Annotated in this window: 25 protein-coding genes; 3 read left to right on the top strand and 22 right to left on the bottom strand. The window is 38.2% G+C overall.

Going from position 1 to position 26,284, the window contains the following annotated elements; translation table 11 throughout:
* Window position 1: 1 nt before the first annotated feature.
* From cysD to fdxA, 3 genes are all read left to right on the top strand, one after another.
* Window positions 2-910: a sulfate adenylyltransferase subunit CysD gene (cysD, locus tag FIT79_RS03260; RefSeq protein ID WP_139875598.1), complete on the top strand. Its 909-nt coding sequence runs from the start codon at window positions 2-4 to the stop codon at window positions 908-910.
* 1 nt (window position 911) lies between these two features.
* A complete protein-coding gene (locus FIT79_RS03255) occupies window positions 912-2,189 on the top strand; it encodes a sulfate adenylyltransferase subunit 1 (protein ID WP_223259654.1) in 1,278 nt (425 codons plus the stop codon).
* Window positions 2,190-2,250: 61 nt separating this feature from the next.
* Window positions 2,251-2,574, top strand: a complete 324-nt coding sequence (gene fdxA / locus FIT79_RS03250) for a ferredoxin FdxA (RefSeq protein WP_139875597.1) — start codon at window positions 2,251-2,253, stop codon at window positions 2,572-2,574.
* Window positions 2,575-2,623: 49 nt separating this feature from the next.
* On the opposite strand, the gene FIT79_RS03245 is transcribed toward fdxA, so the two are convergent.
* The 22 genes from FIT79_RS03245 to FIT79_RS03140 all read right to left on the bottom strand — a co-directional run bounded on the left by FIT79_RS03245 (window position 2,624) and on the right by FIT79_RS03140 (window position 26,160).
* Window positions 2,624-4,708 carry a TonB-dependent receptor family protein gene (locus FIT79_RS03245; protein WP_139875596.1) on the bottom strand — a complete coding sequence of 695 codons (2,085 nt, stop codon included), beginning with the start codon at window positions 4,706-4,708 and terminating at the stop codon, window positions 2,624-2,626.
* 77 nt (window positions 4,709-4,785) lie between these two features.
* The gene (locus FIT79_RS03240; protein WP_223259653.1) at window positions 4,786-5,961 is read right to left on the bottom strand and encodes a multidrug effflux MFS transporter; all 1,176 of its coding nucleotides are present in this window, start codon (window positions 5,959-5,961) and stop codon (window positions 4,786-4,788) included.
* 38 nt (window positions 5,962-5,999) lie between these two features.
* Entirely contained in the window at window positions 6,000-7,184 is a 1,185-nt protein-coding gene (pqqE, locus tag FIT79_RS03235) for a pyrroloquinoline quinone biosynthesis protein PqqE (RefSeq protein ID WP_139875595.1), read from the bottom strand.
* A 12-nt stretch (window positions 7,185-7,196) separates the two neighbouring features.
* Window positions 7,197-7,475 carry a pyrroloquinoline quinone biosynthesis peptide chaperone PqqD gene (gene pqqD, locus FIT79_RS03230; RefSeq protein WP_139867603.1) on the bottom strand — a complete coding sequence of 93 codons (279 nt, stop codon included), beginning with the start codon at window positions 7,473-7,475 and terminating at the stop codon, window positions 7,197-7,199.
* Between the two features lie 2 nt (window positions 7,476-7,477).
* On the bottom strand, window positions 7,478-8,212 hold the full coding sequence (pqqC, locus tag FIT79_RS03225; RefSeq protein WP_139867601.1) for a pyrroloquinoline-quinone synthase PqqC: 735 nt from the start codon (window positions 8,210-8,212) through the stop codon (window positions 7,478-7,480).
* A gap of 15 nt (window positions 8,213-8,227) precedes the next feature.
* Window positions 8,228-9,145, bottom strand: a complete 918-nt coding sequence (gene pqqB / locus FIT79_RS03220; protein WP_139875594.1) for a pyrroloquinoline quinone biosynthesis protein PqqB — start codon at window positions 9,143-9,145, stop codon at window positions 8,228-8,230.
* Between the two features lie 110 nt (window positions 9,146-9,255).
* Complete coding sequence (aroF, locus tag FIT79_RS03215) at window positions 9,256-10,275, bottom strand: 3-deoxy-7-phosphoheptulonate synthase (protein ID WP_139870288.1); 1,020 nt, start codon at window positions 10,273-10,275, stop codon at window positions 9,256-9,258.
* A gap of 12 nt (window positions 10,276-10,287) precedes the next feature.
* Window positions 10,288-11,382 carry a histidinol-phosphate transaminase gene (hisC, locus tag FIT79_RS03210; RefSeq protein WP_139875593.1) on the bottom strand — a complete coding sequence of 365 codons (1,095 nt, stop codon included), beginning with the start codon at window positions 11,380-11,382 and terminating at the stop codon, window positions 10,288-10,290.
* Between the two features lie 47 nt (window positions 11,383-11,429).
* A complete protein-coding gene (gene pheA, locus FIT79_RS03205; RefSeq protein ID WP_139875592.1) occupies window positions 11,430-12,500 on the bottom strand; it encodes a prephenate dehydratase in 1,071 nt (356 codons plus the stop codon).
* A gap of 3 nt (window positions 12,501-12,503) precedes the next feature.
* On the bottom strand, window positions 12,504-13,580 hold the full coding sequence (gene serC, locus FIT79_RS03200) for a 3-phosphoserine/phosphohydroxythreonine transaminase (protein ID WP_139875591.1): 1,077 nt from the start codon (window positions 13,578-13,580) through the stop codon (window positions 12,504-12,506).
* A 13-nt stretch (window positions 13,581-13,593) separates the two neighbouring features.
* Window positions 13,594-16,143: a DNA gyrase subunit A gene (gene gyrA, locus FIT79_RS03195; RefSeq protein WP_139875590.1), complete on the bottom strand. Its 2,550-nt coding sequence runs from the start codon at window positions 16,141-16,143 to the stop codon at window positions 13,594-13,596.
* 86 nt (window positions 16,144-16,229) lie between these two features.
* Entirely contained in the window at window positions 16,230-17,402 is a 1,173-nt protein-coding gene (locus FIT79_RS03190) for an O-succinylhomoserine sulfhydrylase (protein WP_139875589.1), read from the bottom strand.
* Between the two features lie 177 nt (window positions 17,403-17,579).
* Window positions 17,580-19,109, bottom strand: a complete 1,530-nt coding sequence (gene purF / locus FIT79_RS03185; protein ID WP_139875588.1) for an amidophosphoribosyltransferase — start codon at window positions 19,107-19,109, stop codon at window positions 17,580-17,582.
* Between the two features lie 15 nt (window positions 19,110-19,124).
* Window positions 19,125-19,622 carry a CvpA family protein gene (locus FIT79_RS03180; protein ID WP_139875587.1) on the bottom strand — a complete coding sequence of 166 codons (498 nt, stop codon included), beginning with the start codon at window positions 19,620-19,622 and terminating at the stop codon, window positions 19,125-19,127.
* Complete coding sequence (locus tag FIT79_RS03175) at window positions 19,622-20,176, bottom strand: SPOR domain-containing protein (RefSeq protein ID WP_139875586.1); 555 nt, start codon at window positions 20,174-20,176, stop codon at window positions 19,622-19,624. Before FIT79_RS03175 ends, FIT79_RS03180 begins: the two co-directional genes overlap by 1 nt.
* 3 nt (window positions 20,177-20,179) lie before the next feature.
* Window positions 20,180-21,430 (bottom strand): bifunctional tetrahydrofolate synthase/dihydrofolate synthase, encoded by a 1,251-nt coding sequence (gene folC / locus FIT79_RS03170; RefSeq protein WP_139875585.1) that lies wholly within the window; start codon window positions 21,428-21,430, stop codon window positions 20,180-20,182.
* A gap of 34 nt (window positions 21,431-21,464) precedes the next feature.
* A complete protein-coding gene (accD, locus tag FIT79_RS03165) occupies window positions 21,465-22,322 on the bottom strand; it encodes an acetyl-CoA carboxylase, carboxyltransferase subunit beta (RefSeq protein WP_139875584.1) in 858 nt (285 codons plus the stop codon).
* Window positions 22,323-22,338: 16 nt separating this feature from the next.
* Window positions 22,339-23,133 carry a tryptophan synthase subunit alpha gene (trpA, locus tag FIT79_RS03160; RefSeq protein WP_139875583.1) on the bottom strand — a complete coding sequence of 265 codons (795 nt, stop codon included), beginning with the start codon at window positions 23,131-23,133 and terminating at the stop codon, window positions 22,339-22,341.
* 7 nt (window positions 23,134-23,140) lie between these two features.
* Entirely contained in the window at window positions 23,141-24,343 is a 1,203-nt protein-coding gene (gene trpB, locus FIT79_RS03155; protein ID WP_139875582.1) for a tryptophan synthase subunit beta, read from the bottom strand.
* A complete protein-coding gene (locus FIT79_RS03150; RefSeq protein ID WP_139875581.1) occupies window positions 24,330-24,953 on the bottom strand; it encodes a phosphoribosylanthranilate isomerase in 624 nt (207 codons plus the stop codon). Before FIT79_RS03150 ends, trpB begins: the two co-directional genes overlap by 14 nt.
* Before the next feature lie 52 nt (window positions 24,954-25,005).
* Window positions 25,006-25,800 (bottom strand): tRNA pseudouridine(38-40) synthase TruA, encoded by a 795-nt coding sequence (gene truA, locus FIT79_RS03145; protein WP_139875580.1) that lies wholly within the window; start codon window positions 25,798-25,800, stop codon window positions 25,006-25,008.
* A gap of 6 nt (window positions 25,801-25,806) precedes the next feature.
* Window positions 25,807-26,160 carry a hypothetical protein gene (locus FIT79_RS03140; RefSeq protein WP_139875579.1) on the bottom strand — a complete coding sequence of 118 codons (354 nt, stop codon included), beginning with the start codon at window positions 26,158-26,160 and terminating at the stop codon, window positions 25,807-25,809.
* Between the last annotated feature and the right edge of the window lie 124 nt (window positions 26,161-26,284).

Raw genomic sequence — 26,284 nt, 5'->3', positions numbered from 1 at the left:
TATGACAACACTTTCAAATTTAACGCATCTTGATTGGCTTGAGTCTGAAGCTATTCATATCTTAAGAGAAGTTGCTGGTCAATGCAGCAATCCAGTACTTCTTTTCTCAGGCGGCAAAGACTCACTTTGTCTCTTAAGGTTAGCAGAAAAAGCATTCAGACCAGGGCGCTTTCCTTTTCCTCTGCTTCATATTGATACAGGTCACAATTATGATGAAGTGATTCAATTTAGAGATCTTCGTGCCAAAGAACTTAATGAAAGATTAATTGTGCGCTCTCTCGAAGATTCGATGAAGCGCGGAACTGTTGTTTTAAAAACAGCAGATGAGCCACGTAATAAACATCAATCAGTCACACTTTTAGAAGCTATTGCAGAATTTGAATTTGATTGTTGTATTGGTGGAGCAAGACGTGATGAAGAAAAAGCACGCGCTAAAGAAAGGATCATGAGCTTTAGAGATGGGTTTGGTCAATGGGATCCAAAAAACCAAAGGCCTGAGTTATGGAATCTCTATAACGCAAGAGTTCATAAGGGTGAAAATATTCGCGCCTTCCCTATTTCCAATTGGACTGAAATGGATGTTTGGCAATATATTGAACGAGAAAAATTAGGTTTGCCTAGCATCTACTTCGCGCATAAACGTCCCATTGTGAGACGTAGCGGCGCCATTGTTCCCATTACACCGCTTACACCCAAAAAAGATAATGAAGTCGTTGAAGAAATTATGGTGCGCTATAGAACAGTCGGGGATATCACTTGCACAGCCCCAGTTGAAAGTGTAGCTGACAGTGTGGAAAAAATTATTATTGAAACCGCGAGTACAACTATCACAGAACGTGGTGCGACAAGATTAGATGATCAAACATCAGACGCGTCTATGGAACAACGTAAAAAAGAAGGTTACTTCTAAAATGTCACAAGAAAATATTCAAGACAGCTTATTGCGTTTTATGACATGCGGAAGTGTTGATGATGGCAAGAGTACACTCATCGGTCGTCTTCTTTTTGATACTAAAACCATTCTTACAGATACACTTACTCAAATTGAAAAAACTTCTAAAAAAAGAGGTATGACAGCCGTTGATTTATCTTTGATTACTGACGGACTTCAAGCAGAACGTGAGCAAGGTATCACGATCGATGTTGCGTATAGATACTTTAGTACAGGTACACGTAAATATATTATTGCAGATGCTCCAGGCCATGAACAATACACACGTAATATGGTGACTGCAGCTTCGACCGCGCATTTAGCTATTATCCTCATTGATGCAAGAAAAGGCGTGCTCACTCAGACAAGACGTCACTCATTTTTAGCAAAACTAGTTGGCATTCCTCATATTGTTGTCGCAATTAATAAAATGGATTTAATCGATTACGACGAAAGTAAGTACAAAGCTATTTGCGAAAGTTATAAAGCTTTTGCAAAGGAAATTAAACTATCAGAAAATCGTACTATTGAATTTGTCCCTATGTCAGCTCTTAATGGAGACATGATTGTAGATCGCGGCGAATCCATAAATTGGTATCAAGGCCCTACACTTCTCGATATTTTAGAAAAAACATCCGCAGATTATGCAGGCAAAGATAAAAACTTTAGATTCCCCGTACAATTCGTTTGCCGTCCTCATGCTTCCGATGATCATAACCTCCACGACTTTAGAGGATTTATGGGTCGAGTTGAATCTGGATCCATTGCTGTTGGGGATGAAATTACAGTCTTACCTTCTCAATACAAATCAAAAATAAAATCAATTCAATTAGGTTATATAGAGATTAATAAAGCTATCTCCGAACAATCTGTGACCATTCTTCTGGAAGATGAAATTGATATTTCACGTGGTGACATGATTATCAAGTCAGATGATGCTATAGAGCCTACAAAAAATATTAATGCGATGGTGTGTTGGCTATCTGAGACACCTATGGCTTCATCGAGAACTTATTTAATTCGCCATACCTCTCGAGAATCTAAAGCCAAATTAGATAAAATCGATTTTAAAGTGAATATCGAAACACTGGCTCATGAAGCTATTTCAAATTTAAGTATGAATGACATTGCTCAAGTGACATTTAAATTGGCGCAACCTATTATGGCCGACCCCTACCAAAATAACAGATCTACAGGGGCTTTTATCATTATTGATGAATCCACTTACCATACGGTAGGTGCCGGCATGATTGCATAATAATTGGATCAAGAAAAAAAATAGATTAAAATAACTATATTGAAGAAATAAAAGGACTGATATGACTTACGTAGTAACCGAAAACTGTATTAAATGTAAATATACCGACTGTGTAGATGTTTGCCCTGTCGATTGTTTCGTTGAAGGTCCAAATTTCTTAGCGATTAACCCTGATGAATGTATTGACTGCACATTATGTGTGGCTGAATGTCCAGCGGAAGCTATTTTTGCTGAAGATGACGTTCCTGCTGATCAGCAGGATTTTATCCAAATCAACGCTGAAATGTCTAAGGTTTGGCCTGTAATTTCTTCTCGCAAAGAACCTATGCCCGATGCTGATGCGAACAATGGAAGAAAAGGTAAGCGTGCGGAAATAGAAAAATAAGAAAATTGCTACAATAAAAAAGCCTGCTAACGCAGGCTTTTTTATTTAATTAAAACTTATAACTTGCACTTAATCCCAATGTGTAATTCCTGTCCAAGCCCGGCTCAAATGGCGTATTTGTATTAACTTTAACGTTAGCCACATATGTTCGATCAAAGATATTATCAATTCTAATAAATTCTCTAACAGTCCACTTATCAAATTTTTGCTCCAAGCTGCCACGCAAATTAGCGATCGTATATGCTCCAGGCCTAAAGCCAGCACTATTTTTATCATAAGCATAAGTATCGCTAAAATATACCACTTCTGTAGCTGTTGAAAATCCAAAAGATGGGTACTTCCATGAAAGCTCTGCAAACCCAGTATTTTTATATGTTGCAGGAATATTCATACCAGGCAAAACTGTAACCGGTGTTGAATTATTATTTTCCTCCTTAAACATATTTCTAAATTCAGCATCCATCATTGAATAAGCGCCATAAAAATTAAAATTATGAGGCAGTCTACTGTCTAATGAAATTTCAATACCCTTCCTCTCGGTATTAGCAACACTAGCATACTGTGTAATTTTGGAATTATCATTATAATCGTATGCAACAATTTCATTTTTACTGTCGACTTTAAATATAGCCACATTAACTCTTGTGTTATCTGTAAGAAAGGCTTTAGTTCCGATTTCGTAATTTTTACTTCTACTTGGCGTCATTGATAAATTAGGGCCAGCACCGCTCGAAACATCGCTATAAATCATTTCTGAGAATGTTGGAGTCTCGAAGCCTCTTCCATAATTAGCATAAATATTTAATTTGGGTGTGATTTTAAATGTCGCTCCAAAGACAGGGCTTGTATTTGTAAAAACTTGAATACCGCTATCATTAGTGCCGCCATTACCGGTCGCGTAATAAAGATCTTGTGTATTGAAAGTTACTTTTGAATGCCTAACTCCTGCAATTAAAAGCAATTTATCTGTTGGCTCAAAAGATGCTTGCACGTACTGATCAAAATTGTAGGCTTTTTGCAGTTCATTTCTAGAATAACTATATTTATTTCCGTTAGAGTTATCGCAGGATGAATTCGTACAATATCTTTTTCGTTTATCTTCCATCTCTTCATAGTTCAATCCGGCAGTTAAATTAAAGGGCCTAGAAAATAGTGTATCGTTAAGATTCCACCTAAAATCCAGTCCTCCATAGTTCCTATTGATTTCGGATGCGGATGTAGTTAAATACTGAAGATTGTCTCTAACGCCATAAAATGAAGTAAGTTTAAGACTTTGTTTTTCAGATAAATTATGATCTAAAATAAAACCTGTATATGTTTGCTGTCTATATAAGCGAGTTTGTGGGCCATAGGAAGTTGAATTAGCTTGCTTTGGGTTTGCTAAATATGAAGCTGGGCTTAAAGATTGTGGATCTAATGTGTAAGGTTGATTATTGTAATTTAATAGAACAGTTGCTTTCGTGTCAGTACTTATCTGATAAGTGAATTTACTGTTTAAATTATCTTTTTTAAACTTACTAAAATCTCGATATCCGTCAGAAGTAATTTCTGAAGCAGAAACTATATAATTTAAATTCCCTGCTTGACCTTCAAATGTTGAAGCCTCCCTAAAAGTATCCCATTTTCCGTAAGAAAAACTACCTGATAATGTTGGATCTTTAGCCCCGTCACGAGTGAATGCTTGAACTACACCACCTGATGAGTTGCCGTATAATGCCGAAAATGGGCCTCGCATAAACTCAATTCTATCGAGGCTATCAAAGGTGATAGAGCCTGAAGCTCCTTGCCCATCCGCAGTATTTAAAGGGATTCCATCAATATAGAGACGAACGCCCTTAACACCGAAAGCCGATCTGGCACCAAAGCCTCTGGATGATATAGCTAGCTCTTGCGCATAATTATTTCTGTTGTTGATAACAACCCCTGGTATTCTTTGGGAGACTTCTGAAATGCTAGCTCCAACCTTACTGTCTTGAAGCACATCTTTACCGACGACATCTATTGAGACAGGCAGATCAAAACTCTTAGCTTCCGTCTTTGTTGCGGTAACAACAGTGGGTGAAAGAGTAGTTATATCAGCCGCAAAAACATAAGATGAAGAGAGTAAAGAAAATATAAGCAAGTAATTTTTCATATAAGTTTTTAGAGCAGATTATTAATTAAAGGCGAAATATTACAGTAAAAAGACTATTTTAAGTCTAAGTAAAATCATTAACCTAATGATTTTGTTTGTGAAATTATCAAGATACTCAGAATGAAATATCCCAACATACCTAAGGATAATCCAAGGGGCGAAAACCATAAAAAAGGTACTACTAAACCTGCCGATATTGTTGAAAGTAACATCTGAATAAAAGCTTGTCCTGATGACGCAGTGCCTCGTATTTTTTCAAAACGATCAAGCGCTGCAATAGAAAGAACAGGCATAGCCAGTGACATGCCTATGTTATAAAGAGCCACGAAACCTATGTTAATTAATAGGTTCGTTTCAAAGAAGGTACAAAAAAGTAGATTAAGAGAAGCTATAAGACCCATCCATATGTAGGCACTTTGAATTGTTTTTTTATGAGATAAATTTCCGGCAGCTTTTTTTGATAAGTAAGAGCCAAAAATCATACCTGATACAGTAGGTATAAAAAGATAACCAAATTGTGTTGAATTAAGTCCTAAATGGTCGACGATAAATATCGGGCTTGATAAAACATACAAAAAGAATCCTGAAAAATTTGCGCCTAGTGCAATGACAAGCAGCAAAAATTCTTTATCTGAAAAAATAGTTTTATATCGATGTGTGACTGCTGAGAAAGAAAAGGAAACGCGTTTCGATTGAGGCATTGTTTCAGGAAGATATTTAATTGCAGCAATTAAAGAAATGGTCGCATAGATTGCCAAGAATGTAAAAATACTATGCCAATGAATACCTAACAAAAGACCGCCAATCATAGGCGCTACTGCAGGTGCAATACCAAATAACATTTGTATAGTCGCCATGACACGTTGCGCTTCTGGACCCTCAAATAAATCACGCACCATAGCCCGTGCAACCACATTACCTGCTCCCCCACCTATGCCTTGCAAAATTCGACCCAGCCATAATATTTCTACACTCGTTGCAAATGCAGCACAGAGAGAACCTACTATAAAAATACCTAAGCCAATTTTGATTGTATCAATGCGACCAATCGCATCTGAAATAGCACCATGAAATAAAGTCATCAATGCATAAGGAAATAAATAAAAGGTAAGACTTTGCTGAATTGCGTGAGGGTTTGTCTCTAAATCATTGGTCATCACATGAAATGCAGGCAAATAGGTATCAATAGCAAAAGGCGCTAATGCAGCCAAGCTAGCCAATACAAATACACGCACCATATGAGATGAGTTCATAATTTTAGATTATAGAGGAAAGATGAAGCTAAAAGATTTTAAGGTGTTGCGTGAAAATCTTTAATTAAATCATTCGCTTCGCCGGAGAGAATTTTCTTAGAATTTTTATCATTTCTAAAAAGAATCGGTTGCGCTTGAAGAACAGGATTTTTAGCATCTTTAATCGCTTTTTCGATGATGTGATGATTAGGCGACAAACTACATACTGGGTCAGCACTCTCTGCATCACCTGATAAAAGGAATGCTTGGCAACGGCAACCGCCTAGATCATTTTCTTTTTCAGGGCAGGTTCGGCAAGGTTCTTTCATCCAGCTATCACCTCGATATCGATTGAATGCTGGAGAATCTTGCCATGCCCACATAAGGCCTTTATCTCGCACATTTGGGAATTCCATATTAGGCAATACGCGTGCTGAATGACAAGGGAGTACATCGCCATTTGCAGTGACAATCATAAAGACTTCACCCCATCCATTCATACATTTCTTAGGGCGATCTGAGAAATAATCAGGTACCACAAAGAAAACCTTCATTTTGTTACCAACTTTTTCTCTAAATTCATTGGTAACTTTTTCTGCGTGATCAATTTGCTCTTTGGTGGGCATTAATTGATTACGATTCACTAGTGACCATCCGTAATACTGCGTATTAGCAAGTTCCACATAGTCAGCACCTAAAGCTTCAGCCATCTCTAAAATTTCTTTAATATGGCCAATGTTATAGCGATGGATTACAACGTTGAGTACCATAGGATAGCCATGGTTCTTGATCATCGCTGCGACTTTTTTCTTTAATTCAAAAGTTTTGGTATTTGTAATGAAGTTGTTAATTTCTTCAGTTATGTCATGCATTGATAGCTGAATATGATCCAATCCGCCTTCTTTGAATGCTTGAATTCTTTTTTCGGTTAAGCCTACACCTGAAGTAATAAGATTGCTGTAATAGCCTAAGTTTTTTGCTTCTACCACAATCTCTTCAATGTCATCGCGAAGCAGCGGTTCGCCACCTGAAATTCCTAATTGAAGTGCGCCTAATTTTCTTGCATCACGTAAAACATTAATCCATTGCTCTGTCGATAATTCATTCTGTGTATGCTTGTCATAATCAGTAGGGTTATAACAAAATGCACAATGAAGTGGGCATCGATATGTGATTTCAGCTAATAGCCATAAAGGTTGTGTATGTGTGACGGATGCTGCTACACCATTATTTTGTATTGCCATCGTTATTTCCCCTTAATTAGCTTTCTCAATCCAGGCTTTGTCTAAAGCGAATTGAATCATAGATAAAATATCTTTTTCGATACCTTCGACATCTTTAAATTTTTCTTTTAAGGCGCTGACAATTTGATCGACTGAGTTTTTTCCATCAACCAAACTTAAAACTTCACCCGCACTTCCATTTAATTTGACCATGCCTTCTGGAAATAAAATGACATGAGACTGCTGCGCTTCTTCCCACTGGAATCTGTGATGTGCTGCAATCTTTAAAATATCTTGGCGTTCGATCGTCATGATTAAAATACAGGCTGTCTTAGGTAATCGCGATCTTCAACTTTAATATTTGAAGATGCGAGCATAATGGAATCTGCAATCACCCATAGCACATTGAGTTTAAATTGAAGAATGTCCAATGCGCGCTCTTGCATCGCACGAGATTGACTAAAATAATCTAGCGTCACGGATAAGCCTTGTTCAACATCGCGCCTTGCTTCTGTTAAGCGTTTTTTGAAATATGAGAGTCCAGATTCATTGATCCATGGGTAGACTTCAGGCCATGAGCTTATGCGCTGCTGATGAATGTGTGGCGCAAACAACTCAGTGAGCGATGAACATACTGATTCTTGCCAAGGTCTTTGTTTTGCAAAATTAATATAAGCATCCACTGCGAAACGAACACCTGGGCTCACGTGCTTTAAGGAAGTGACATCTTCTCTCGTTAAGCCAACCGCTTCACCTAATTTAATCCAAGCTTCGATTCCACCTACCGCATCATCCACACCATCATGATCTGTGATACGAACGATCCACTGTTTTCTGACTTCAACGTCAGGGCAATTAGAAAGGATGGCTGCATCTTTTTGAGGAATACCAATTTGATAATAAAAGCGATTTAGCACCCAGCTCTGGAGTTGTTCTTTGGTGAGCTTTCCTTCGTACATCATCACATGGAAAGGATGATAGATATGATAACCACGACCCTTCTCGCGAAGCTTCTCTTCAAATTCTTCTCTTGTCCAAATTTTATCCATGTCTAACGAATCCTTTTATAAAACAATATCCATACCGTCATATGCCACTTCAATGCCATGGTCAGTTAAAATCTGACGCTCTTTTGAATCTTCTCGCAAAATTGGGTTTGTATTGTTAATGTGTATAAGCACTTTTTTAGCGTTGGGATAACGATCTAACACTTCAATCATACCGCCCTCACCTGACTGAGGATTATGGCCAATGTCTCGAGCTTTCTTTGTCATTAAACCCATATCCATCATTTCTGTATTCGTCCAGAAAGTACCATCGACCATAATACAGTCTGCTTTTTCAAATAAAGGTGGTAGGTGAGGTTCAATTTCACCTAAGCCTGGTGCGTAAAATAATCGCTTCTGTGTTTTTTTATCTTCAATCAACATACCAATCGTGTCACCTGGATGGGGATTATTTCGATGCGGTGAGTATGGTGGTGCGGCACTCTTTAATGCAACAGGAGTGAATGTAAGATTTTCTATCTTAGGTATTTCAAATGAAGTTTTGCCATCAGTTGGAATTTCGTGATGATTAATACCACAGTAGTGATCTAAAATTTTTAGGAGTGGATTACCTGTTGTGAGATCTTGATATACCATATCCGTGCAATAGAGTTCACGTTTTTGTGTGCCCTCACGAAGCATTAACAATCCTGTCGTGTGATCAATTTGTGCATCAATAAGAACAATGGCTGAAATGCCACTATCACGAATAGCACGACCCGGTTGTAAAGGGGGAAAATCTTGAATTTGTTGCAACACATCAGGCGATGTATTAAATAGCACCCAATGAACGCCGTCAGAACTTACACAGATAGATGACTGTGTGCGTTTTGTAGCTTTAATAGTCCCTTTACGGAGACCATCGCAATTTTGACAATTACAATTCCACTGAGGAAATCCACCACCCGCACCTGCACCTAAGACATGAATATGCATAGAACCCTGTCAATGAGACTAATATTTAATAATGAAATGATACTGCGGGAAAAGCACCTAATCTCATAGTGGAAATTAGCTAAATAGAACTCATGAAATCCATGAGTTCCTTAAAGAATTTCGCGGCCAATCACTTTAGCAATACCTCTTAACTCACCCATGAGTGAAATAAGTTCTTGCGGATTGATAGCTTGATCTGCATCACACCATGCCTCACATGGGTTAGGATGCATTTCAACCAAAAGACCATCTGCACCTGCTGCAATTGCCGCTCTAGATAATGCTGCCACCATCCATGCTTTTCCGCCTGCATGAGAAGGGTCAACGATAACAGGAAGATGCGTTTCTTTCTTAAGCACCGGGATCGCTGTGACATCTAATACATTTCTATAATAAGTTTCAAAAGTTCGAATACCGCGCTCGCAGAAAATAATATTATGATTGCCACCTGCTGCTATATATTCTGCAGCCATTAACCATTCTGAAATCGTTGCTGACATCCCGCGTTTTAAAATGACTGGTACATTGACCTTGCCAACTTCTTTTAGAAGCTCAAAATTTTGCATGCTGCGGGTACCAATTTGAATCACATCCACTTTATATTTCATAAAGGTGTCGAGCTGTCTTGCATCCATAAGCTCAGTCACAATAGGCAAGCCTTCTTTATCTGCAGCCTTTCTAAACATTTCCAAGCCTTCAACACCTGTACCCTGGAATGTATAAGGACTTGTTCGCGGTTTAAACGCACCGCCACGCATAAGTCTTACACCAGCGGCTTTAACTGCTTTCGCAGATTTTTCCATCTGTTCGGGTGTTTCAACGGAACATGGGCCTGAAATAATTTGGATCTGCTTACCGCCCATGAGATTACCTTGAATATCGATAACGGTATCTTCTTTATGCCACTCACGCGCAACAATTTTATAAGGCTTAACAATGTGAAGCGCTTGCTCAACACCAGGAAGAGATTCTAGAAGCTCAGGGTCAAGACTTCGCTCATCTCCAATCGCGCCGATAACGGTTCTTTCGGTGCCACGGGAAACATTAGCTTCCAGCCCCTTTTCTTCGATACGCTTAATAACCGATTCAATTTGCTCTTCGGTTGCTGCGTTGCTCATTACAATAATCATGCTAGATCCTATTTAAATAATCGCTTCTAGTGCTTGAATAAATCTTTCATTTTCTTCTTTAAGACCAATGCTCACCCTCAAATAATCAGGCATCTCATAATTAGCAACTGGACGCACAATGATACCTGCCTTCAGTAAGGCTTCGTAGACTTGCAATGCTTTATCTACTTTAAAACTTATAAAGTTACCAAAAGTAGGAATAAAACTTAACTTTAACCTTTGAAGTGCTGATTCTAATTGTTTTTTTCCATTATTATTCAGTATTTTACTCTCACTGACAAATGCGTCATCCATTAATGCTGCCACTGCAGCATCTTGAGCAAGGCTGTTTACATTAAAAGGCTGTCTCACACGATTCATAAATTGAATAATTTCTGGATTTGACGCTCCAAAACCTACTCTTAGCCCAGCCAAACCATAAGCTTTTGAGAAAGTTCTTGAAATAATCAAATTGGGAAATTGAGTAAGCCAGGAAAAACTCACGGACTTATATTCGGTATCCAAATATTCATCGTAAGCCTCATCCAAGACCACAATAATATGTGGAGGAATCTTCATTAAAAAGGCTTTCAGTTCATCCTTGGCAATAAGTGTTCCGGTTGGATTGTTCGGATTAGCGATGAAAATCATTTTGGTTTTTGAAGTGATTACCGCGAACATTTTGGCAAGGTCATGCGCAAAATCTTTGGCGGGCACTTTGACCCCAATAGCACCCATGGATTGAGTCACAAGACTGTACACAGCAAAAGCATGCTGAGAAAATATAGCTTCATCACCGACTTTTAAGAATGTGCGCGCTGACAATTCTAAAATATCATTTGATCCATTTCCAAAAATTAAACTATCTGGATGTAAATTAAACTTAAAACTGACAGCTTTTTTAAGCTGAAAGGCATTGCCATCGGGATAACGATAAATCTCATCAATGGATTTTAAAATCACCTCACGAGCTTTAGGGCTCATGCCCAATGGATTTTCGTTGGAAGCCAACTTCACAATTGAAGACTCTTCGAGTTGATATTCGCGCGCAAGCTCGGCGATTGGTTTGCCACCTTGATAAGGCGCAATATCACAAATATATTTTGGGATTAATGATTGAATCGACATAATAAAATATTAAAAAATCTTAAATGGCATGCTAAAACATAAATCCATTAAGTCAAATTAGACTGCGGATAAGATCCTAAGACTTTTAAAAATGACGCTTTAGATTCAATTTCTTTAAGCGAGTCTGCTACTTTTGAGTCAGTCATATGACCTTCGACATCAATAAAGAAAACGTATTCCCAAAGGCCTGTTTTTGAAGGACGAGATTCAAGCTTAGTCATACTTACCTTGTTTTTTGCAAAAGGTTCAATCATAGATGCAATCGCACCGGGCTGATTTTTTGCAGCAACAATAATCGACGTTTTATCTAATCCGGAAGGTTTAACCTCGTGATTCGAAATCACCAGGAATCGAGTTGAATTCTTAGGATCATCCTCAATATTTTCAGCCAATAGAGGAACATTAAATAACGCTGCAGCTCGGACACTTGCAACAGCAGCTGCACCCTTTTCTTTTGATGCAATTTTCACAGCTTCAGCATTGCTAGAAACAGATTGTAATTCAATGCCCGGTGTATGGTTAAGTAACCACTGATGACATTGAGATAAAGATTGCGTGTGTGAATATATTTTTTTAATGCTCGAGACATCTTTTTCATTGCTAATTAAATTATGATGCACAGGCAAAATAATCTCGGCACAGATCATTGTGTTAGATGTGAGGAGTAAATCAAGTGTGCGGTTAATTGCACCTTCAGTCGAATTCTCAACAGGCACAACACCATAATGCGCTTTATGTGATTCCACAAGATGAAACACTTCATCGATGCTCGATGTTTGCATAGACACAATCGATTCTCCAAACTGCTTCATGGAGGCTTCTTCACTGAACGTACCAAGTGGACCTAAAAATGCAACGGTGATTTGTTTCTCAAGCGCTCTGCAATTAGACATAATGCTCTTGTAAATACTTTCGATACTTTCGTTAGAAAGCGGTCCTTGGTTTTGCTCAACCAAACGACGTAAGACTTGAGCTTCACGCTCTGGACGATAAATCACACCATCTGTTTTAAGACTTCCAATGTTCGATGCTAACGTTGCTCTTTTAGAAATAAGATCCAAAAGTTCGTTATCGATTTTATCAATCTCATCTCTTAATTTTTTTAATTCATCTGTCATATATTAATGTGACTTTTCAAAGTCTTTCATGTAATCAACTAGGGCTTGAACACCTTCAATCGGCATAGCATTGTAGATTGAGGCTCTAATACCCCCTACAAGTCGATGACCTTTTAAACCGATCATACCTAAATTTTCAGCACCTGTTACAAAAGAAGCATGTAAATCTTCATTTTGAATTCTAAAAGGGACATTCATACGCGAGCGATTTTTGATATCAATAGGGTTTGAGTAAAAATCTGAAGAGTCGATGTAGTTATATAGCAATTCAGCTTTTTTAATATTTTGTTTTTCAATCGCCGCGAGGCCGCCAAGCTCGATCAACCATTCAAATACAAGTCCTGCCATATAGATACTATAAGTCGTTGGCGTATTAATCATAGATTGATTCTCAGTTTGCGTCTTCCAATTGAAAACGGAAGGTGTCAATGGCGAAGCCACTTCTAACAAATCGTCTCTCACGATCACAATTGTTAAACCTGCTGGGCCAATATTTTTTTGCGCACCGGCATAGATAACCCCAAATTGACTAATATCGACTGGTCTTGAAAGAATATGGGACGACATATCGGCAACTACTGGAATAGTTTTAACGGAAGGCAAATCAAAATATTCAACGCCATGGATAGTCTCATTAGAACAGAAGTGAATATATGAAGCTGAAGAATCTATCTTCCACTCTTGTAGATCAGGAGCTTTCGTATAACCAATAGACTCGGATGAAGCGGCAATAGACATATCGCCAAAAGGAAGTGCGTCTTGATATGAGCGCTTAGACCAGTATCCACTTACAACATAATTAGCTTTTTTACCATTAAGAAGATTCAAGGGCACCATTGAATTTTGAGCAATCGCACCGCCTTGAAGAAAGAGTACCTTATAATTTTTAGGCACATTAAAGAGTGATCTAAAATCACTTTCCACTTTCTCAATGATCGACATGTAGTGCTTGCCACGATGAGACATTTCCATCACAGACATTCCTGAGTCATGCCAATCAATCATCTCGGCTTGAGCCCGAAGCATCACTGACTTGGGTAATACGGCAGGACCCGCTGAAAAGTTATAAGTACATTTCATGATGAATTAAAAGCTATTCCTCTAAATCATCATCAGCTTCTACAATCTTCTCGAGGCCTGATAATTTTTCATTCTCACCTAAATTAATTAATGTCACACCTTGTGTCGCACGGCCTAATTCGCGAATCTCACTGACACGTGTTCGGATAAGCACACCACCTGTTGTAATCAACATAATTTCATCTTCATCGTTTACAAGTTTTGCAGCAACAACAAGTCCATTACGTTCGCTCACTTGTATCGCTTTGACGCCTTGCGTGGCTCGTCCAGAATGTCTAAAGTCAGATAAAACAGTTCGTTTTCCATAGCCATTTTCAGTAGCAACTAACATAGACTGTTGATCATCACTGGCAATAAGAAGAGATAGCACTTGTTGGTCTTCTTGTAATTTCATACCACGAACACCTCGGGTATTCCTACCCATACTTCTGACGTCCTCTTCGTCAAACCACACGGCTTTGCCACCATTTGAAACTAAAACAATATCATTTGAGCCGTCAGTAATTTCAGCGCCAATTAAGAAGTCATTATCATCAAGATTAATTGCAATGATGCCTGACTTACGTGGATTAGAAAAATCTGTAAGCGGTGTTTTTTTAACTGTGCCTAATGCAGTGGCCATAAAAATATAATGCTTATCATCAAATTCTTTAATAGGAAGAATCGCATTAATTTTTTCACCCTCTTGAAGTGGGAATAAATTAACAATAGGTTTACCTCGACTTGTGCGACTTCCTTGTGGTACTTCGTAAGCTTTTAACCAATACACCTGACCACGACTTGAAAAACATAAAATATTATCGTGAGTATTTGCTACAAACATTTTGTCGATAAAGTCATCGTCTTTGGTAGTCGCTGCTTGCTTACCCCTACCACCTCGTTTTTGGGCACGATATTCATCTAACACTTGTGATTTGATATAGCCTGTATGGGAGAGCGTGACCACAACATCCTCAGGTGTAATTAAATCTTCTGTAGATAAATCTAATGCATTCTCGACAATTTCGCTTCGACGTTTGTCGCCATATTGGTCTTTAATCGCCTTAAGTTCATCGACAATAATCGCCGTGACTCTTGCAGGGGTTGCTAAAATATCTAGGAGATCTGTGATGACATTCATAATCTCTTTATATTCATTAACGATTTTTTCTTGTTCTAAGCCTGTTAAGCGTTGTAATCTTAATTGGAGAATTTCTTGTGCTTGAACATCTGATAACTTATAGCCTGATTCAGTCAATCCAAATTCTTTCGACAGCCCTTCAGGTCTAGAAAATTCCATCGCAGCACCATTTAACATAGCTTCAACCACAGAAGATTTCCATGTGCGCACCATCAATTCTTTCTTGGCGTCAGGTGGTGTTGGTGCAGCTTTGATGATTTTAATCATCTCATCGACATTAGCTAATGCAACTGCTAAACCTTCTAACATGTGGCCACGCTCGCGTGCTTTTCTTAATTCAAATACGGTTTTTCTTGTAGTAACTTCACGACGGTGCCTTAAAAAAGCATCTAAAATTTGTTTTAAGTTAAGAAGTTTTGGCTGCCCATCAATGAGCGCTACCATGTTCATACCAAAACTATCTTGAAGCTGTGTTTGTTTGTAAAGATTATTTAAAATAACATCAGGATTCTCACCGCGCTTTAATTCGATCACAACACGCATACCTGATTTATCTGACTCATCTCTTAAATCTGAAATGCCTTCAATCTTTTTATCGTTAACAAGCTCTGCAATTTTCTCGATAAATGTTTTTTTATTAACTTGGTATGGAAGTTCGTCAACGATCAAGGCTTCACGATTACCCTTATCGAGTTTTTCAACGTGCGTTCTTCCACGCATAACAACGCGGCCTCGACCGGTCCTATAGCCTTCTTTAACGCCTGTAGTGCCATGAATAATTCCGGCTGTTGGGAAATCTGGTGCTGGTATTAATTTAATTAATGCATCAATCGATGACTCAGGTTTTTCTAGAAGTAATAAACACGCATCAACAACTTCATTTAAATTGTGAGGCGGAATATTGGTTGCCATACCTACAGCAATACCAGAACTTCCATTAATAAGAAGATTAGGAATACGCGCCGGCATAATAAGAGGTTCTTGTTCGGAGCCATCATAATTAGGGCCAAAATCCACCGTCTCTTTATCAATATCTTCTAAAAGCTCATGTGCAATTTTAGACATACGGATTTCCGTATAACGCATCGCAGCAGCATTATCACCATCCACTGAGCCAAAATTTCCCTGACCATCTACTAACATATATCGCAAGCTAAAATCCTGCGCCATACGAACGATCGTATCGTACACAGCTGTATCACCATGAGGATGGTATTTACCAATTACATCACCGACAATACGTGCTGATTTTTTATAAGGTTTATTAAAGTCGTTATTAAGTTCATGCATCGCAAAAAGCACACGACGATGAACAGGCTTTAATCCGTCTCTGACATCTGGAAGCGCTCGTCCGACAATAACGCTCATAGCGTAGTCGAGGTAAGAGCGTTTCATCTCATCTTCAAGGCTTATTGGGATGGTTTCTTTAGCAAATTGATTCATAGGATTTAGATCGATAATTTAAGTAGAAAACTACCCAAATTTTAGCATGTAGCAGGGCTGTATTTTTACCCTGCTAAAGGTATTTTTTAGCGCGAAAGACTAGACAAATCGGCTTTTAGGTCTTCTATATCCTCAAGGCCTACAGCGATTCTGACAAGGTTGTCCTTGATACCAGCTTTTTGACGCTCTTCAGGGCTGACTCTTGAATGAGTCGTCGTAGAAGGATGTGTAATCGTAGATTTAACATCACCTAAATTAGCCGTAATAGAGATCAATCGAGTGGAATCAATTAAGCTCCATGCCTCTTTTTGGCCACCTTTCACCTCAAAAGATACAATAGCTCCACCCGTTTTTTGCTGTGTTAAAGCGAGTTTATGCTGCGGATGAGAGGCTAATCCAGGATAGTAAACACGATCGACCTGAGGTTGAGACTCAAGCCAACTTGCTAAATGAAGTGCATTCTTAGAATGAGCATCCATTCGAATAGGAAGTGTTTCTAAACCCTTTAAAAAGACCCAGGCATTAAATGCGCTCATCGTAGGTCCTGCTGACCTCAGGAATTGATAAACCGGCTCTATCGTTTTTTTATCTGCTAACACTGCACCACCTAAACAACGCCCCTGTCCATCAAGATACTTAGTAGCAGAATGAATAATAATGTCAGCACCCAATAACAAAGGCTTTTGAAGTGCAGGCGAACAAAAACAATTATCTACTATTAATTTAATATCTTTTTGATGTGCAATTTTTGAAAGTGCTTGGATATCAGCGACTTCAGTTAAAGGATTAGATGGAGTCTCTACAAAAAAAAGTTTTGTATTTTTTTGAATAGCATCTTCCCACTCATTAAGATTAGTGAGTGATACAAAAGTAACCTCTAAACCCCAACGCTTTAAAATATTGCTAAAGAGTTGCACGGTTGTACCAAAAATGCTTCTAGACGCCACGATATGTTCTCCAGCAGAACATAGGCCCATAATCGTTGCTAAAATAGCTGACATACCACTTGAAGTCGCGACACATGCCTCACTGCCCTCTAAAGCTGCAAGGCGATCCTGAAACATAGTCACTGTAGGATTCGTAAAACGAGAATAGATATTGCCAGGCTCATTACCTGCAAATCTTGCGGCAGCCTGCGCAGATGAATCAAACACATAGCTTGAAGTTAAAAAGATAGCTTCAGAATTCTCACCGAACTCAGATTGTAATGAGCCAGCTCGAATTGCTTGTGTGTCAAATTTCCATGGATCGTTATTCATAATCTGTTACCTTTTTTTGGGCATAAAAAAACCCGTTTCACAAAAAGCTAAAACGGGACAGACCTCGCTTTAGCTGTATTTTTAACGCGCCCGCAAGCTGAGAAATAACTTTATCACTCAAATCAGCGCACTTGAAATTATGCACGATAAAAAAAATACGTCAAGAAACGCTTATTATTAAGCCGCTTCCTCTTCGTTTTTACTTAAATTTAAATCCATTTGTGTGCTGGCATTTGAAGGCTTGTCAGACATATTAGAGTCAGCACGAAGTGTTTCAATATTTTTTAAATAATACTCATCAATGTCACCTGTGATGTATTTGCCATCAAAACAAGAGGCATCAAATTTTTTAAGTTTTGGATTAATAGATGCAATATTTTCAATAAGCGCATCAAGATCTTGATAAATCAATTCGTCTGCGCCAATTTCTTTTCGAATTTCTTCGTCCGTTTTATTAGGCGCTAGTAATTCAGTGCGCGAAGGCATGTCAATACCATAAACATTAGGAAATCTTACAGGAGGCGCCGCTGAAACTAGGTAAACTTTTTTAGCACCCGCCTCTCTGGCCATTTGAACAATTTCTTTTGATGTTGTGCCTCGTACAATCGAATCATCTACGAGTAAAACATTCTTGTCTTGAAATTCAATTTTAATCGGATTAAGTTTTTGTCGTACTGATTTTTTCCTTAATGCTTGACCCGGCATGATAAACGTACGGCCAATATAACGATTTTTAATAAAACCTTCGCGATAATCAAGACCTAATTCGAGTGCGAGTTGTAAAGCGCTAGGCCTACTCGTATCAGGAATAGGAATCACAACATCAATATCGAGATGGGCCCAAGCTTTTTTAATTTTCTGCGCTAATGTCTTACCCATATTAAGTCGTGTTTGATAAACAGAAATACCATCGATCACGGAGTCAGGCCTTGCAAGATAGACATACTCAAATATACAAGGATGATGATTAGGTTTAGCGCATTGTTTAGAATAAAAATTACCATTCATATCAATAAAGACTGCTTCGCCAGGCTCTACATCTCTTACCAACTTAAATCCTAGTACATCAATGGCTACACTTTCAGATGCCACCATATATTCAACACCTTGAGGACCTTCGTGTTTACCAATCACAAGCGGGCGAATGCCGTGGGGGTCTCTAAACGCAAGAAGGCCAAAATTGGCAATCATTGAAACAACAGCATAAGCGCCTTTGCATCGCTTATGAACTGAAGTGACAGCATCAAAAACAACATCACTATTAAGCACGGTACTCTTTGCAGATTCTTCTATTTCGTGCGCTAACACGTTAAGTAAAACTTCTGAATCTGATGTGGTATTTATATGACGAAGGTCTTGTCTAAAAATATCTTCTTTAAGCTTTTCAGCATTAGTTAAATTACCGTTATGGCCTAAGACAATTCCAAAAGGCGAATTTACATAAAATGGTTGAGCCTCTGCAGCTGAAGATGAACCTGCTGTCGGGTAGCGGACGTGAGCAATACCTGCATTGCCAATAAGATTTCGCATATGGCGCGTATGAAACACATCTTTCACAAGACCATTATTTTTATGCATGAAGAAAGTATTGCCGTCGCAAGTAACAATACCAGCGGCATCTTGACCCCGATGCTGGAGAACTAACAAGCCATCGTAAAGTAGCTGATTAACCGGGTTTTTACCGACTATTCCAAGGATTCCACACATTTCAGCGCCTTAAAATTATGTTCGTTGGGAATATTTTACATGCTTAAGGATATCAAGTGGCAAATAAACACCTGCTATAGCTGTAAAAGATTCGAAATAAGGTTTAATCAGGGCGTCCTGCCATGGAGCACTCTTTTCAAATGAGGTTGACTGAATAACAAAATGACAGACAAGCGCAATAAGAAGAGCTCGAACGATGCCAAATAATCCACCTAATAAAATATTAGGAAAGGTGAGTCCGGTGTATTTAATAAATTTATTCAAAATAGCAATCACACCCATGGATAAAATAAGAACAGCTATAAAAATCAGAAAATAAGCAACTAAGTCACGGACCGACTCTGTATCAATCCAATACAATTTGGAAGCAAGAGCAGGAGAAAAAGATTGCGCTAAGTAGAAAGCAAAAAACCAAGCAATGATGGAAAGAAGTTCGCGCACAAAGCCACGATAACAACCGAGAAGAGAAGAGATGATGATGGTCATAAAAAAACCATAATCAACAAAAGTCATTAACTAGTCTTCTTGATAATGCCGGTGATCCCTGCATTTTTAATTTTGATTAATACTTCTTTGGCCGAAGCTTCTGTTTTAAATTCGTCCGTAATCAATCTTATCTTATCAGCGCCATTAACTTTAATTGTTTCACTTTTAGTTTGGATATTTAATTGATTTAATTTTTGCTGAAGAGATTTAATTTTTTCATTATCTGAAAAAATACCCAATTGAATATAAATACCAGAGTTAGAAGTCGTTACTACTTCAGATTTTGTTTTTACATCACTAGGTGGCAGTGCTTCTTTTTTAATCGGAGAGATCGATGACTCTGTAATTTCCTGTTTAGTCTCTGGCGGTTTAATGCTTTCAACATTAACATCAACATTTTCAGGTGTACTTTCCATTGAAATTTTAATGGGTTCAGTAGGGCCCTCATCATTACGATTTTTTAAAACAAACGGCGCTGATATAAGAAGAATAAATAAAATGACACTTGCGCCAAGAAGCCTCTTTTTGGCCTGACTAATCAGTTTATCTTCTTGAGGGTGTATTGAATTGTCTTCGTTCATAACCTAGGAAATGAGTTTCATAATATCGGCAACGGTAAAGAAAGATCCGAATACAATTATTCTATCATTTCTCGTGACCTCATTGGACGCAAATTGATATGCTTCTTGTATATTTTTAAAAGACTTGATATGAGCAGATGGATTAATTTTTTGGATAGCATTAGAAATAGTTTCAATACTTGCCGCCCTCTCGTTTTGAATTTCTGCAATAAACCAATCGTTAATATCGAAATTTAATGCTGTAATTACACCTAAAATATCTTTGTCCTTAAGTATAGAAAACACTGCAATAGTTTTACCGGAAATGGCATGCGCCTTTAGATTGTGGCTTAAAGATCTTGCAGCTTGTGGGTTATGAGCCACATCAAAAATCAAAGAAGGCATTTTTTTAACCTCCTGAAATCTCCCTGGTAATAATGCCAATGAAATACCTTTTTGAATTGAAAGTTCAGTTAAAGGTAATTTATCTTCCATTGCTGTAATTGCCATAAGCGCATTTGTTGCATTAGCTAACTGAAAATCACCTTGTAACTTAGGCATAGGTACATTCATTACGAATGACGATTCAATTAAAAAATCAAAAGAATCATGATGGGTTTTATAACCAAAATCCTTGCCTATAATTTTTAAATTAGCATTAATTGATTCACAATGTTTTATTAGAGATTGTGGGGGATCGAGGTCGCCAAAAATTGCAGTTTTTTCAGCACGGTAAATGCCAGCTTTCTCAAATCCAATAGCTTCCCTTGTGTGCCCTAAATAATCCATATGATCAAGATCAACAGTTGTGACAACGGCACAGTCGGCATCAAAAACATTTACGGCGTCTAACCTTCCCCCTAAGCCTACCTCGAGAACAGCAACATCAACGTCGGCTTCTGAAAAAATAATCATGGCGGCAATTGTTCCGTATTCAAAGTAGGTAAGTGTTACCTCTTCTCTTGCCGATTCAATTTTTGAAAAAGCCTCACAAATAAGCTCATCTGAAACAGCAACGCCTTGAATTTTAATACGCTCATTAAAATGTAAAAAATGTGGCGAGGTGTAACAAGCAACTTTATAACCAGCTTCTTTATAAATTGATTCTAGTATGCTGCAAGTTGAGCCTTTACCATTAGTGCCGCCAACAGAAATGATAGGGAAGGAAACATTTAAATTTAAACGTTCAAGAACAATCCTGATACGTTCTAGCGTGAGATCAATCGTGGAAGAATGTGTTGATTCGATATACCCTAGCCAGTCGGTAAGATTCATAGGGCGATTGTGCGAGAACTTGGAGGGGGTTAAATTAATTTTTAGATAATTTAGATATTAAATTAGTAAGCTTTTTCTTCATGTCACGGCGATCTACAATCATATCAATGGCACCATGTGTGAGAAGAAATTCAGAGCGCTGGAATCCTTCAGGTAATTTTTCTCTCACGGTTTGTTCGATCACACGAGGACCTGCAAAACCTATTAATGCTTTAGGTTCAGCAATAATTACATCGCCTAGCATTGCAAAACTAGCAGATACACCACCCATAGTTGGGTCGGTGAGAACTGAAAAATAAGGTAATTTAGCTTCGCTTAGTTTAGTTAAAGCAGCACTCGTTTTTGCCATCTGCATGAGTGAAAGTAATCCTTCTTGCATTCTGGCGCCACCGCTTGCCGAGACACATATGAATGTGGCTTTCGCTTTAATAGCAGCTTGAATACCACGTACAAATTTTTCACCCACTACTGAGCCCATCGACCCGCCCATGAACTTAAATTCAAAAGCGGCTATCACAACAGGTTTGCCTTCCATTAAACCCTGCATCACAATCATTGCATCTTTTTCGTTCAGATCTTTTTGTGATGACTTAATACGATCAGCATAACTTTGCGTATCGTTAAACTTTAAAGAATCTAAAGGCTGGATGAGCGCGCCAATTTCTTTTCTTTTGTCTTTATCTAACAAGGTATCTATACGTGAGCGAGCTGAAATTCGATTATGAAAAGAACATTTTGGACAAACCTCCATATTTTGCTCAAGGTCTGTTCGATAGAGCACAGCCTGACATGAAGGGCATTTACACCATAAACCTTCGGGAATATTTTTTTTAGATACACTTCCAACAATACGTTTTATTTTTGGAGGTATAACATTTTTTAACCAGCTCATAGTTGTACTCGACTCATTAATTAACTGCTTCTCTTAATTCTTTCATTAACTTCGAAATGTTTTGAATTAAATTTTCTTTATTTGAACTCTCAATTTCCTGAACCATGCGACTGCCAACGACAACTGCATCGGAAATCTTAGCAACTTCTTTCGCTGTTGCTGCATCTTTTACTCCAAAACCCACGCCAATAGGAAGATTCGTTAATTCCCGAATCATACCAACTTTAGACTTCACCTGCTCAATATCAATATTAGCAGCGCCTGTAACGCCCTTTAAGGAGACGTAATATAAAAATCCAGAAGCTTGCTCGATAATTAATTTTACTCTGTCTAATTCTGAGGTTGGCGACAATAAAAAAATACTATCAATGTTTTTTTCTTTTAGAAGTTTTGTAAATTCCATGCACTCTTCAGGAGGGTAATCTACAGTAATAATTCCATCCACATCAGAAGATTTTGCTCTTTCCACAAAAGTCCCAGCACCAATCGCTTCAATAGGATTTGCATAACCCATTAAGATGATGGGTGTTTTATCGTCGTTTTCTCTAAAAGTTTTAACCATTTTAAATACATGAGATAAACCTACATGATGGGCTAAAGCTCTTTCGCTTGCTCTTTGAATAGTGGGACCATCTGCCATTGGGTCTGAAAAAGGAATACCTAATTCAATCATGTCAGCACCCGAATCTACCAAAGCATGCATCATTGATACGGTGAGATCAGGATGAGGATCGCCCGCTGTAATATAAGGAATTAAAGCTTTTTTATTTTTTTCTTTAAGCGTTTTAAATGTATTTGTAATTCTCGACATAAAAACTTTATAGATTGATATTTGAAATTTTAGCCACAGTATTAATATCCTTGTCACCTCGGCCGGATAAATTAACAAGAATGACTTGGTCAGGCTTCATCGTTTTCGCAAGCTTCTCTGCATATGCGAGAGCATGGCTAGTTTCAAGCGCTGGAATAATACCTTCGGTAAGACATAAACTATGGAACGCATCTAAAGCCTCTGTATCTGTAACAGCAACATATTCAGCGCGCTTTATATCTTTTAACCAAGCATGTTCAGGGCCAACACCTGGATAATCAAGACCTGCTGAAATTGAATGTGTTTCAATAATTTGACCTTCTTCATTCTGCATTAAGTATGTTCGATTGCCATGCAATACACCTATAGGGCTATTGGCAGTTAAAGGTGCTGCGTGTTTGCCTGTTTCGATACCATGCCCTGCAGCTTCAACGCCAATTAATCGAACTTCGCGCAAATCTATATAGGGATAAAAAATACCCATCGCATTTGAACCGCCGCCCACGCAAGCGACCACTGCATCTGGTTGCCGACCAATCATTTCATTCATTTGCAATTTACATTCAACACCTACGACAGAATTAAAATCACGAACCATCATAGGGTAAGGGTGAGGTCCTGCCACAGTACCAATGATATAAAAGGTAGTAGAGATGTTAGTCACCCAATCTCTCATCGCTTCATTAAGCGCATCTTTTAGAGTTTTAGACCCGCTTTCTACAGGAACAACCGTAGCGCCAAGAAGTTTCATGCGGTATACATTAGGCGCCTGTCTTTTTACATCTTCAGCTCCCATATAAACTACACACTCAAGACCTAAACGTGCTGAGATAGTCGCTGTTGCAACCCCATGCTGCCCTGCCCCCGTCTCGGCTATGATGCGTGGCTTGCCCATACGTTTCGCGAGTAAAGCTTGACCTACAGTATTGTTAACTTTGTGAGCGCCTGTATGATTTAAGTCTTCCCGCTTCAAGTAAATTTGCGCACCACCCACTCGATCAGACCACCTTTTAGCATGGTAGATTGGGCTTGGACGACCTACAAAATGCTTTAAGTCGTATTGAAGTTCAGCAAGAAAATCAGGATCGTGACGATATTTTTCATACATCGTTCTTAATTCATCAAGCGCTTCAATTAAAGTTTCTGCGACAAATACGCCGCCAAATTGACCAAAATGGCCTTTTTCATCTGGCATATCATACGGTTGCATCTTGAGTTTCCTTTATAAATGCTTGAATTTTAAGAGAATTTTTAATACCTTTTGAATCTTCAACGCCACCACTGATATCAACTGCATAAGGTTTCACTTGGTTTATAGCTTCTTTCACATTGTCCACATTAAGTCCGCCCGCCAATACAATTGGTTTAGAGAGCGAATGGGGAATTAAATTCCAATCAAATGTTTGGCCTGTGCCGCCCTTAAGGTGCTCATGAGACGCATCAAGTAATAAAGCTTCTGCATCATAAAAATCCTTGGCATATTGTAACAAATCTACCGAAGAGGAGACTGCAACTGCTTTGATATAAGGAAATTTAAATTGTCTGCAAAAATCAGGTGTTTCATCGCCATGAAACTGTAAAACATTCATTAATCCAGATCGAATCGCCTCTTCTATTTCAGCAGGATCAGCATTCACAAAAAGGCCAACTTTAGTCACAAATGGAGGTAACTCTCTAGCAATAACTTTAAAAGCATCTAAAGCAATGTAACGTGGGCTTTCTTTATAAAAAACGAAGCCAAGCGCATCACAACCTGCAAGGATGGAAGCTTTTGCATCCTCCAAGCGAGTAATGCCGCAAATTTTAGTGCGTGTTCTCAATGTAAAATCAATTCAAGATGAAAGATATTCATTATAAGGATTAACGATCTTGTCATAAATGATTATTGTCAAAAATATTGACAGTTCTGCGCATAAAAGGAAATGCGTATCTCACGTCATAATCCACACCAGACAAATAAAGACCGTCAGGTGAAAATGTAGGGGGTGACTTTGTCCTGTCTTTAGATAACAACAATTCTTCAATATAATCGCTTGGGTAATTTCCTTTACCAATATACAAAATAGCTCCCATCATGTTTCTAATTTGATGGTGAAGGAAACCATTCGCCGAAAACTTAAATAGATAAAAAGGATGGTAGTTTATAAGAGATATTCGGGACATTGTTCTTATGGGGCTTTTGGCTTGGCACTCTGAAGATCGAAACGCACTAAAATCATGCTCACCCTCAAAATACTGAATGGCTTCTTTCATCTTTTTAAAATCAAGCTCATCATGAATCCATCCTGCCTTATTAGCCCACAAAGCAGACGGAAAAGAAGCGTTATAAACTAAATACTCATAATGACGTTGTGAGGCTGAATACCGCGCATGGAAAGTATCATCAACTTCTTGCGCCCATAACACTCGAATAGATGATGGTAAAAAGGCATTAACACCCCTTACCCAAGCAGTGATAGGTCTTAGAATTTTAGTTTCGAAATGAACCATTTGAACGAGCGCATGAACACCAGTATCGGTTCGACCCGAAGCGTAAGTATCCAATTTTTCTAGCGCAATACTTTCAAGTGCTTTTTCAATTTCACCTTGAATAGAATCCACATCGTTTTGCTTCTGCCATCCAGAGAAATTAGATCCATCATATTCAATACACAATGCGATTTTCATAGCAGTTTATAAGTAAAAAATTAAAAATAGAGTAGTGAAGATCATTGAGATAATTAAAAGTAAAGATGGGCCATTAACTCTTTCTTCTTTAATTTGAATATGTGAAAGATTCATATGATTGTTATTGCTTGAATATAGAAGTAACGAAGACAAATCGTTAAGGGTAAAACGAAGTTTACGTTTTGATTGAAAAGTCTTCACATATTCCATTGTTAAATAAAGACGAACGGCAAAGCGTTTTGCATCAATACCAAATCGTTTTAATGGCTTAAAAATTAAATAAAAAGTCTCGATTAAGGTTTGATAAGTCATTAATGAAATCATCATCGTAATAATAGCAACTGAATTAATAAGACGCATAATTTGAGTTGAACCTAATAAAAGACCTTCGTATGATGGGGATAGGTAGGGCCAAAGAAACACATATTCACCCGGCGTATTAAAAACATAGAGCAAAAAGGTGATGATAAGAAAAAATTTCAAC

It is taken from the genome of Candidatus Methylopumilus universalis (assembly GCF_006365315.1).
GTDB classification, from domain to species: domain Bacteria; phylum Pseudomonadota; class Gammaproteobacteria; order Burkholderiales; family Methylophilaceae; genus Methylopumilus; species Methylopumilus universalis.
This window is presented reverse-complemented; position numbering and strand designations above follow the sequence as displayed.

What these genes read in the sequence shown, in the direction of transcription:
- cysD (WP_139875598.1), top strand. Translation starts at nt 2, where the DNA reads ATGACAACACTTTCAAATTTAACGCATCTTGATTGGCTTGAGTCTGAA.
- FIT79_RS03255 (WP_223259654.1), top strand. Translation starts at nt 912, where the DNA reads ATGTCACAAGAAAATATTCAAGACAGCTTATTGCGTTTTATGACATGC.
- fdxA (WP_139875597.1), top strand. Translation starts at nt 2,251, where the DNA reads ATGACTTACGTAGTAACCGAAAACTGTATTAAATGTAAATATACCGAC.
- FIT79_RS03245 (WP_139875596.1), bottom strand. Translation starts at nt 4,708, where the DNA reads ATGAAAAATTACTTGCTTATATTTTCTTTACTCTCTTCATCTTATGTT.
- FIT79_RS03240 (WP_223259653.1), bottom strand. Translation starts at nt 5,961, where the DNA reads ATGAACTCATCTCATATGGTGCGTGTATTTGTATTGGCTAGCTTGGCT.
- pqqE (WP_139875595.1), bottom strand. Translation starts at nt 7,184, where the DNA reads ATGGCAATACAAAATAATGGTGTAGCAGCATCCGTCACACATACACAA.
- pqqD (WP_139867603.1), bottom strand. Translation starts at nt 7,475, where the DNA reads ATGACGATCGAACGCCAAGATATTTTAAAGATTGCAGCACATCACAGA.
- pqqC (WP_139867601.1), bottom strand. Translation starts at nt 8,212, where the DNA reads ATGGATAAAATTTGGACAAGAGAAGAATTTGAAGAGAAGCTTCGCGAG.
- pqqB (WP_139875594.1), bottom strand. Translation starts at nt 9,145, where the DNA reads ATGCATATTCATGTCTTAGGTGCAGGTGCGGGTGGTGGATTTCCTCAG.
- aroF (WP_139870288.1), bottom strand. Translation starts at nt 10,275, where the DNA reads ATGATTATTGTAATGAGCAACGCAGCAACCGAAGAGCAAATTGAATCG.
- hisC (WP_139875593.1), bottom strand. Translation starts at nt 11,382, where the DNA reads ATGTCGATTCAATCATTAATCCCAAAATATATTTGTGATATTGCGCCT.
- pheA (WP_139875592.1), bottom strand. Translation starts at nt 12,500, where the DNA reads ATGACAGATGAATTAAAAAAATTAAGAGATGAGATTGATAAAATCGAT.
- serC (WP_139875591.1), bottom strand. Translation starts at nt 13,580, where the DNA reads ATGAAATGTACTTATAACTTTTCAGCGGGTCCTGCCGTATTACCCAAG.
- gyrA (WP_139875590.1), bottom strand. Translation starts at nt 16,143, where the DNA reads ATGAATCAATTTGCTAAAGAAACCATCCCAATAAGCCTTGAAGATGAG.
- FIT79_RS03190 (WP_139875589.1), bottom strand. Translation starts at nt 17,402, where the DNA reads ATGAATAACGATCCATGGAAATTTGACACACAAGCAATTCGAGCTGGC.
- purF (WP_139875588.1), bottom strand. Translation starts at nt 19,109, where the DNA reads ATGTGTGGAATCCTTGGAATAGTCGGTAAAAACCCGGTTAATCAGCTA.
- FIT79_RS03180 (WP_139875587.1), bottom strand. Translation starts at nt 19,622, where the DNA reads ATGACTTTTGTTGATTATGGTTTTTTTATGACCATCATCATCTCTTCT.
- FIT79_RS03175 (WP_139875586.1), bottom strand. Translation starts at nt 20,176, where the DNA reads ATGAACGAAGACAATTCAATACACCCTCAAGAAGATAAACTGATTAGT.
- folC (WP_139875585.1), bottom strand. Translation starts at nt 21,430, where the DNA reads ATGAATCTTACCGACTGGCTAGGGTATATCGAATCAACACATTCTTCC.
- accD (WP_139875584.1), bottom strand. Translation starts at nt 22,322, where the DNA reads ATGAGCTGGTTAAAAAATGTTATACCTCCAAAAATAAAACGTATTGTT.
- trpA (WP_139875583.1), bottom strand. Translation starts at nt 23,133, where the DNA reads ATGTCGAGAATTACAAATACATTTAAAACGCTTAAAGAAAAAAATAAA.
- trpB (WP_139875582.1), bottom strand. Translation starts at nt 24,343, where the DNA reads ATGCAACCGTATGATATGCCAGATGAAAAAGGCCATTTTGGTCAATTT.
- truA (WP_139875580.1), bottom strand. Translation starts at nt 25,800, where the DNA reads ATGAAAATCGCATTGTGTATTGAATATGATGGATCTAATTTCTCTGGA.
- FIT79_RS03140 (WP_139875579.1), bottom strand. Translation starts at nt 26,160, where the DNA reads ATGCGTCTTATTAATTCAGTTGCTATTATTACGATGATGATTTCATTA.